Origin of the sequence: Dyadobacter sp. BHUBP1 (assembly GCF_050587785.1) — a bacterium.
Lineage (GTDB): Bacteria > Bacteroidota > Bacteroidia > Cytophagales > Spirosomataceae > Dyadobacter.
Genome location: NZ_JBOBIH010000017.1, coordinates 37,692 through 45,428, shown reverse-complemented (window position 1 = coordinate 45,428; position 7,737 = coordinate 37,692). Strand labels below are relative to the sequence as shown.

The following is a 7,737-nucleotide window of genomic DNA, read 5'->3' as shown; positions in this document are numbered from 1 at the left end:
GCAAAGCCATTATTGAACTGCTAATAGCGTCACTCGACCCACTTCTGATATTTGAGGTCAAGCATCCTACGCCACAATCAACGGAGCAAAAGCCGTACAGGGATCTGCTGATTGTGTTTGCCGACGATAACCAAAAGCCCTTCAAAGAGCATCAGTCCATCGTTGAGCTATTCAGTGGCGGTGATGAAAAGCTCTGCTGCTCAGTTCACAAATTGTCTGAGATTCATCAGGCGCTTACCAGTGGGCAGGTGTATTTTTCTTTGGCATGTGCCACCGAAAATCTGGTATACCAACAGAGTATTACGCCATTACCGAAAATGCTCCCCGAAACCCTCAGCCAACTGACCGAGAAGTCGAGACACGCGTTTATAGCCGGAATGAACAAAGCTCGAAAGTTCTTTGAGGGGGCAGCCTACTACCAACAAGTAAGTGAGTATGCTCTATCGATGTTCATGCTGCAACAAGCTACTGAAACTACATTTCGTAGCACGGCCATCGCGCTCTACGGAAGCGAACGGCGCACCCATTCCATCAGATCACTTAAACGGTTTAATCATAGATTAGCACCTCAACTAAATGACATCTTTCCTGGCGGTTCGCCGGATGAAGAAAAGCTTCTGCAACTCTTGGAAGACGCATACCTCGGGGCCAGATACAATCCGGACTACCAGATCAGCGAACAGGAAGTTCATTCGATTTCATCCCGAGTGTTACGCTTGCTAGAATTAGCCGAAGCAGTGTTCGAAGAGCGAATGTGTGCAATTGGAATTTAGCGGGAGAGGTGACTACATGCCTTTTTAAGGTGCTCAGATTGCTGAAAAGAATCATTAAAAGGTGCGTTCAGTGCAAACGAAAGTTACAAAGCAAAAAATGACGGTTGCAAACCTGCACTTCGTCATCCGGCTTTTTAGCTGAACCCGCATTAGCCAGCCGCACCTTAAACCGCCGGATGGGCTTGCAACCAAGGGGACGAGCCCCGTCATTTTTTCATTGAGTGGAAGGCAGCGATTGCCCTGAGCACACGGCCGGGCCTAAGCTACTTAATGCCTTTCAATCATGAGAAATCTCCAAAGTACTCCTAAAATCTATGTTGGGACCTATGGTCAATACAACAGTGGATCGCTGTTCGGTAAATGGTTTGATCTGACAGATTATGCTGACCTGAAAGAATTCCTGCAAGACTGTTTTGAGTTCCATCGAAATGAATTAGATCCGGAGCTCATGTTTCAAGACTGGGAAAACATCCCGGATTTTTTGATATCGGAATGTAGCCTTCACAAAGATGCTTTCGCCTACTTTAAGGCCACCGGTGAAATGGACGATGAGACTGCCGAAGCCTTCGAGATTTATTGTAAGCAAATCAACTATTGCCCATGTAACGGGTACGAGTTAGAAGACCAACTTGAAGGTTTCCGGGAAAGCTACCGTGGCTTCTTTGGCGGCTGTGGGAAAGACGCTACACTTGAATATGCCTATCAATACATCGAAGAAACTGGACTATTGTCAGGTGTTCCGCAGGCTCTCGAACGTTACTTCAACTACGAAGCCTTCGCCAAAGACCTGTTTTTAGAAGGATACAGTGAGTACGAAGGCCATGTATTCACTGATTATTAAAAACCAAAGAGCCTTTCGATACGCCTGTCTCGAAAGGCTCTTTATTCTTTTTGTTCCAGTGGGAAAAAGAGGAAACAAGTATCAAGTGCTGACTATTATTTTCCGATCAAACATCGACTGCACGTGTCAATCGATGTTTTTGATTGTTAACGTAAAGCAGACAGCAATGGAAAAGAAGAGCAAGCAAACTGAGGAGAGTTCAGCGTTATTCACGCATCAATTAGTCACTTTAGCGGATCTGGAAAAGTTTAAGGAGCAAATGCTCTCCGAAATGAGACGGATGTTTGCAGGCGGGGCACTCAGCATTCCAAGCAATGGCTCAAATCTCGGGAGGTGCGAAAGTTACTCGATGTCTCGCCTGGCAAGCTACATGCCATGCGTGCAAGCCGACAGCTCAGTTTTATGCGGATCGGCGGTGTGATTTATTACGACCGGGCAGACATCGAAAAAATGTTCGTGAAGTTCAAAACTGCTGCTGTCAAATGAAGAAGAAACCATCTTCATTTGGCTTTGGAAGCCAATGTCCCCCTGACGAAATTCATGTCAGGGTTTATTTTTTGCAGCAAGGATCAACAGTCATAGAAGCAGCTAGATTTTTCGATCATTACAGAGCAAAACTATGGTTAAGTACGCAGGGGCGACGGCTCATAAACTGGAAAAGACTTGCCTGGACCTGGATCTGCTATCGGCAACTAGGGCCGCTTCAGTAAATCTTTACCTGAGTATTAGCGATACGGTTGCTTGAGGTTGCTCCGAAAAGCGGCACATTTTTGCGCAGGTATGATGCAAAATGAAAATCCACAAACACTTAAAATTCGCCGGATTTGCGATCCTGAGTTCAAACAAGAAATGATCAGAATATTCGTTTCAGGCAGACATGGTAAGAAAGCTTTGGAGGAAGCTGATCCTCTTGCGTCATACTTTCAATTTTTGCAAAGCTTTTTTATTGTAATAGCTTAAAGAAAGGGAAGTAGGAGCTTAATCGTATTTTTCTCTATGCTCTAAGCAGTAAATTTGCTCAGCAATGGTCACCTCATTGATTCTGCCTTGCCTTCTACCGGCTAAGTGCCAGCTTACTGCCAGCTTGGCCGAATGGCGTTTGATCTTCGAAAAAATGACCGGCGTTGACACTATGACAGCGGCGCTTCAGCGGTCGGTAGTTTGATCATCAAGCACATTTCCGTCCCGTTCAAGGACAAGTAATTGTCCATTTCAGCCCTGAGACGTTTTTAGGCCCGATTATGTTCGCAATACTCGTCAGGGCAATAACATGACCACATTAGTAGGAACGTTCCCAGCGAATGGGCATCTAACCCATTTTTGGGAAAAATGTGCTTGACCGCACCAGCCAATAGCGAATTGGAATAGCGTTTTGGAGTCAAATAGTGGGCCCATTGTTCGACTGCTTGATTGAAAGGATTTTCAGGACGGATTGCTTAAAGTCCATACTTACTAATCAACGATATCAAAACCGCCATGGAGGCCGCTCCAAGCTCCACTTCCCTGATATTGACCCTGTCATAAGTGTCGAGTGCACTGTGATGTATATCGAAAAGCCGCTGATCATCGCAGTCCAGACTTATTAACGCTTTGGCAAGGCCTTTCATAGGTGCAAGGTCTACCCCGCGATGCCCGGAATGGATATCGTCGATTTTGTAAGGCGCAAGCAGGGGTTTCCAACCAGAAATTATGGCGTGGATATCCGGGCTGCCCTCAATTCTGAACCCGCGGGGTGTAAACCCGCCTGCATCAGATTCCAATACGGCAAGGTGGGTTTCTGCTGACAGCCTCGCCTGCCGGGCGTATGCTATTGCTCCATCGGCACCCGCTTCCTCATTCATGTAAAGGATTGCCCTGATGGACCTCTCGGGCCTTTTTCCACTGGTTTTGATCAGTCGGAGAACTTCCAGCGTTTGCACGAAACCGGTCCCGTCATCGCTGGCGCCTTCACTCAGGTCCCAGGTGTCGATATGACCGCCTACGGTGATAAATTCGCCTGGATAAACCGCCCCTTTTATTTCACCGATAACGTTGTAGCTTTTGACATCAGGTAGCTGGCGACAGTCCATGGTCAGGCTATACAAGAGGTCAGGGTCATATCGCAGCGATTCACTCAATAGGTTTGCGCTTTTAGTGCTCAGCGCCGCAGCGGGTATTTTGACAACCTTTGGATCATAGCCCATTGCGCCGGTATGAGGAACGGTATCGATCGGTAAAGTAAGGGACCTTACCAATGCTCCGACGGCGCCTCTCTTCGACGCTTCGATGGCCCCCTTACTGCGCTGGTCGACCGCCCCAAGGTAAGCATTGAACGTTTCAATCTCCCTGGGATCCATTGCCCTGTTAAAAAAGACGAACTTTCCGCGAACTTGCTCGTCCTTTAAAGCAGCCAGTTCCGCCCAGCTCCTTACTTCTACCACCCGGGCAGTTAGTCTTCCATTGGTACCCACAGAGCCGCCCAGGGCGCACACCTGCATCACCTCACGTTTTCGATTGGATCGTGTGAAGAAGGATTTTTCTTTATTTCCTCTTACCCAATGCGGTACCATCACCTCTTGCAAATAGACGCTGTCGGGGTTAATTTCCTGCATTTTTAGTCTTCCCCATTCCACGGCCTTTTGTGCATTGTCCGACCCGGACATACGCGGGCCGATCCGGGAGGTCAGGTACCGCAGATCAGGCCCTATTCTCCCCGCTGTCAATGCATTGTCGAATAATTTCCTGATCATCAGGGAATCTTCGGCATGTTGCTGTGCCAGGCAGTTGGTGGTGGTCAAACCTAGTAATAGCATCAGACATGCCCAACCTTGTCGGGCTGTGTCAGGTATTGAACGAGCCTTCATAGATTATTGCCCTGCACCAGTTGTTGTGAAATTGACCGGGAACCAGCGGTAGCCTTTTGTGCCCTCGGAACGGATATGCCCTATTCCTGGAAATGAAATATGGTCAGCCGCGATCCAGTGCTTACCTTTTGCCGCCTCGTCGAACGCTTTTTTGCGTGCCGCAGCAGCTGCCTTGGGATCGACATCATAGATAATTGTAACATCGGGATCAGCCAATTGCACTGCGGCCGAATGCAAAATATCTCCCCAGAACACGATCGTCTCGCCTTTGCTGCTAAGCTGATAGAAGCTGTGGCCGGGCGTATGCCCGGCGCTGGCAATGGGCCGGATGCCGGGCATGATTTCCTGGTCATATCCGAACGTTTTCACTTTTCCCGCCTTCACGTAAGGGTTCATTTTAAGTGCGGCCTGCTCGAAGTAGGGTTTCAGTTTCTTGGAGGCATTTGTAAAATTTTCTGGTGTCAGCCAAAAGTCGTATTCTTTTTTACTCACATAAATGGTGGCATTCGGGAAAACCATCCTGTCCCCGTCCATGAGCCCGCCTGTATGGTCTGTATGTATATGCGTAATTAGCACAATGTCAACATCCTCCGGTTTGAAGCCGGCTTTGGCAAAACTGCTTGGAAGATGTCCCAGGGAAGGGCCGTATAGTTCGGAGGTACCGGCGTCTACAAGAATCAGTTTTCCATCTAGCTTAAACAGATAGGCATTTACGGATGCCTCCACGATGGGCTCCTGAAAGTTCAGTTCGGTTAATGCCTTTACCTGCCCAGGTTCTACATTGGTGAGCAGTGCGTTCAGATCCTGCGGGACGGAACCATCGGATAGCGCGATGAGATCGATGTCGCCTAGCTGCATGTGGTAATAGCCTGGCTGAGGCAATGATTGGGGAGCCTGCTGACCAAGAAGTCCAGCTGGCGGAACCGTCGATAGTGTAAAGTAGGATATGCTTCTGAGGATAAGTTTGCCTAGATTTTTTTTCATAATGCTGTTTTGGAAGTAGCGGACTTGCCTGATTTTGGATATGCGAAATTATCGTCGTACCCAAGTTTGGACAAGTACGCACTCCATTATGACATAGGCATAATTTTCTGCCTATGCTGAGATTTGTGTGCGCTGGCCTATTTTTGTATCAGACAAAGAAAGAGCTATGTACGAAAGGAAAATCCCAATTGATGTTGACTGTGGTATGGGTATGACCATGGAAATTATAGGAGGAAAATGGAAGCCCTGTCTGATCCTTAACATCCACAATGGTGCAAGAAGGCCTAGTGAACTTCAGCGTTTGAACCGCCATGCAAGTCGGCAAGTGCTGAATGTGCAGTTAAAGGAACTGGAAGAGCATGGCATTATTGAACGGGTTGTTTACCCGGTGCTTCCCCCCAAAGTAGAGTATTTCCTGACGGACCTCGGCAAGTCACTGCTGCCGGTTTTGGAAATGATGGATACATGGGGTGATCAATACCGAAAGCGGCCGGACCAATCGCCCCAGCTTTTGCATGCTTCCTAAAAGATTATGCTGCCGTCGTATTCGCTGGAAGTGCCGATCTCCACTTGCAAGACCATGTACGAGCTATTATTCACAATTCGCTAACGCAGCAGACTCAACTTTAATCGGTTATCTCTTTCCATTTTGTCATCCTGGCTTTCATGTCAATGGTCGCGCCATCCAAACTAAAGGTTCCGTCGCCCTTATGATGAAAAATGCGTTTCTCTTTTCTGTTCCCGTTAACCCACACCTTCAGTGCCTCAACAACAAACACATTATACTTTGCAGACAGTTGGGTATTCACAACCCTGCATTCGATGTTCGCCAGGCACTGCTCGACCAGCGGAGCTTTGACGATTTCTGCGTCGAGGCGATTCAGATTAAATTGTTTGAACTTGTCTGTTTCTGAGCCACTGCAGTTTCCAATATCCACAGATTCTTGCATCAAATCAACGCCTGGGATTGCAATCACACACTCTTTGGTTTCTATCAGAGCCTTGTGACTAAAGTCCCATGGACCGATGACAAATGCTATTAGTGGCGGATCATGCTGAACCATCATATGAAAGCCCATAGTCATAACATTACTTTTACCCTGGTGTGCTGTGGTGACAAGCACCAGTGGCCCAGGTTCGAGTAATCGCGCCACCTTGTTTCGTGGATAATCTCGCATCACTTTATTGTTTGTACTCATGATAACTTATTATGTTTGGTTTCCGTTGAACAACTTCTTTAAAGACTATGCCGTAAGCTGCATGGCTTCTGTAGCATTGGAAGTTACGTTTGTTCCACTTTTAATCCGGTCATCAACAGCTTCCGCTTTTTTCTTCGCTACAAAAATCGGGCTTTTGAACGCTTGTATAATTTGCCCAATGAGCTAGTGCGATTTCTCTAACATGTTGGGGAAGCTGATCCACTACCAGGATTGCGGGTGCTCATTATGGAGCCATGTAACTTTGGTGAAGTACCTAGCATTGGACTATGGGCAATACAATCCCGTTGTTTTTTTCCGAACTTTGCAACACCCGGTTGGGTTTTCTATCGCGCTTGCTCCGGATGGAACTTTGATTTTGTTTCGATGGAAATTCCCTAGTTTTTGTGGCAAAACCATCAGAACGCCGAGCAATGGATTAGGATATATTAAATGGCAATGAAAGAGTTGGTAAACTATATATCGTGTTTTGGGGATTTTAACTCCTATCAGCAGGAGGTTATAATCAGTAAGACGCAGATAATGGACCTGAGGAAAGACGCCTATTTTTCACAGGCAGGCAAAGTTCCCAAGCAGGTTGGTTTCGTACTCGAAGGAGTGCTCAGGGGATGTTATTACACCAACACAGGAGCGGAAGTGACACGCTGCTTTATTAGTGAAAACAGTTTGGTAGCAGATTATCTCAATTTCGAGGCTAATACGGTTTCGTCGGATTATATTCAGGCCTGCACAGATTGCAAACTGGCTACTTTTTCGAAGAACGATTGGGACAGCTTTTCTCAACTTATCGAAGGCTGGGACGTTGCCAAAAATAAAATGGTTCAGATTTGCCTTTACCAGAAATCGAGAAAAGCGCCTGTTATTTTACAAGACGCAACAACCAGGTACCTCGAATTTCTCGAGCATTATCCGCTGTTGGTAAACAGAGTACCTCTCGCTTACATTGCATCCTACCTGGGTGTTACGCAGCAATCCCTTAGCAGGATCCGGAAAAATATCCGATAGATGCTTTTTACCAAATGTTAAACGACTTCATTTTTCCGTGCTGCAATTTAGCAGCATCAAAACTAAAAATTGGA

General features: G+C 46.9%; 8 protein-coding genes. 5 read left to right on the top strand and 3 right to left on the bottom strand.

Annotation, left to right across the window (positions count from 1 at the left end; translation table 11 throughout):
• From ACQ4MZ_RS30950 to ACQ4MZ_RS30940, 3 genes are all read left to right on the top strand, one after another.
• Nucleotides 1-773 (top strand): HEPN domain-containing protein (locus tag ACQ4MZ_RS30950; RefSeq protein WP_430851856.1); only part of this gene is annotated, 773 nt, incomplete at its 5' end.
• Between the two features lie 283 nt (nt 774-1,056).
• Nucleotides 1,057-1,614 (top strand): antirestriction protein ArdA, encoded by a 558-nt coding sequence (locus ACQ4MZ_RS30945; RefSeq protein WP_430851854.1) that lies wholly within the window; start codon nt 1,057-1,059, stop codon nt 1,612-1,614.
• Nucleotides 1,615-1,947: 333 nt separating this feature from the next.
• Nucleotides 1,948-2,100: a helix-turn-helix domain-containing protein gene (locus ACQ4MZ_RS30940; protein WP_430851852.1), complete on the top strand. Its 153-nt coding sequence runs from the start codon at nt 1,948-1,950 to the stop codon at nt 2,098-2,100.
• Nucleotides 2,101-3,050: 950 nt separating this feature from the next.
• Here the strand turns inward: ACQ4MZ_RS30940 and ACQ4MZ_RS30935 are convergent.
• Together ACQ4MZ_RS30935 and ACQ4MZ_RS30930 are read right to left on the bottom strand one after the other, a co-directional pair.
• Nucleotides 3,051-4,457, bottom strand: coding sequence for a M28 family peptidase (locus tag ACQ4MZ_RS30935; protein WP_430851850.1), 1,407 nt, complete (start codon nt 4,455-4,457; stop codon nt 3,051-3,053).
• Between the two features lie 3 nt (nt 4,458-4,460).
• Nucleotides 4,461-5,441 (bottom strand): MBL fold metallo-hydrolase, encoded by a 981-nt coding sequence (locus ACQ4MZ_RS30930; RefSeq protein WP_430851848.1) that lies wholly within the window; start codon nt 5,439-5,441, stop codon nt 4,461-4,463.
• Nucleotides 5,442-5,652: 211 nt separating this feature from the next.
• Here ACQ4MZ_RS30930 and ACQ4MZ_RS30925 point away from each other — a divergent pair, with 211 nt between their 5' ends.
• A complete protein-coding gene (locus ACQ4MZ_RS30925) occupies nt 5,653-5,967 on the top strand; it encodes a winged helix-turn-helix transcriptional regulator (protein ID WP_430851846.1) in 315 nt (104 codons plus the stop codon).
• A 100-nt stretch (nt 5,968-6,067) separates the two neighbouring features.
• Here ACQ4MZ_RS30925 and ACQ4MZ_RS30920 read toward each other — a convergent pair whose 3' ends face one another.
• Nucleotides 6,068-6,640, bottom strand: coding sequence for a flavin reductase family protein (locus tag ACQ4MZ_RS30920; protein WP_430851844.1), 573 nt, complete (start codon nt 6,638-6,640; stop codon nt 6,068-6,070).
• 456 nt (nt 6,641-7,096) lie between these two features.
• On the opposite strand from ACQ4MZ_RS30920, the gene ACQ4MZ_RS30915 reads away from it, so the two are divergent.
• The gene (locus tag ACQ4MZ_RS30915; protein ID WP_430851842.1) at nt 7,097-7,663 is read left to right on the top strand and encodes a Crp/Fnr family transcriptional regulator; all 567 of its coding nucleotides are present in this window, start codon (nt 7,097-7,099) and stop codon (nt 7,661-7,663) included.
• The last annotated feature ends 74 nt before the right edge of the window (nt 7,664-7,737 follow it).

Bases quoted from the DNA above. Each gene is read 5' to 3' on its own strand.
- ACQ4MZ_RS30920 (WP_430851844.1), bottom strand. From the start codon at position 6,640: ATGAGTACAAACAATAAAGTGATGCGAGATTATCCACGAAACAAGGTG.
- ACQ4MZ_RS30945 (WP_430851854.1), top strand. From the start codon at position 1,057: ATGAGAAATCTCCAAAGTACTCCTAAAATCTATGTTGGGACCTATGGT.
- ACQ4MZ_RS30925 (WP_430851846.1), top strand. From the start codon at position 5,653: ATGACCATGGAAATTATAGGAGGAAAATGGAAGCCCTGTCTGATCCTT.
- ACQ4MZ_RS30935 (WP_430851850.1), bottom strand. From the start codon at position 4,457: ATGAAGGCTCGTTCAATACCTGACACAGCCCGACAAGGTTGGGCATGT.
- ACQ4MZ_RS30915 (WP_430851842.1), top strand. From the start codon at position 7,097: ATGAAAGAGTTGGTAAACTATATATCGTGTTTTGGGGATTTTAACTCC.
- ACQ4MZ_RS30930 (WP_430851848.1), bottom strand. From the start codon at position 5,441: ATGAAAAAAAATCTAGGCAAACTTATCCTCAGAAGCATATCCTACTTT.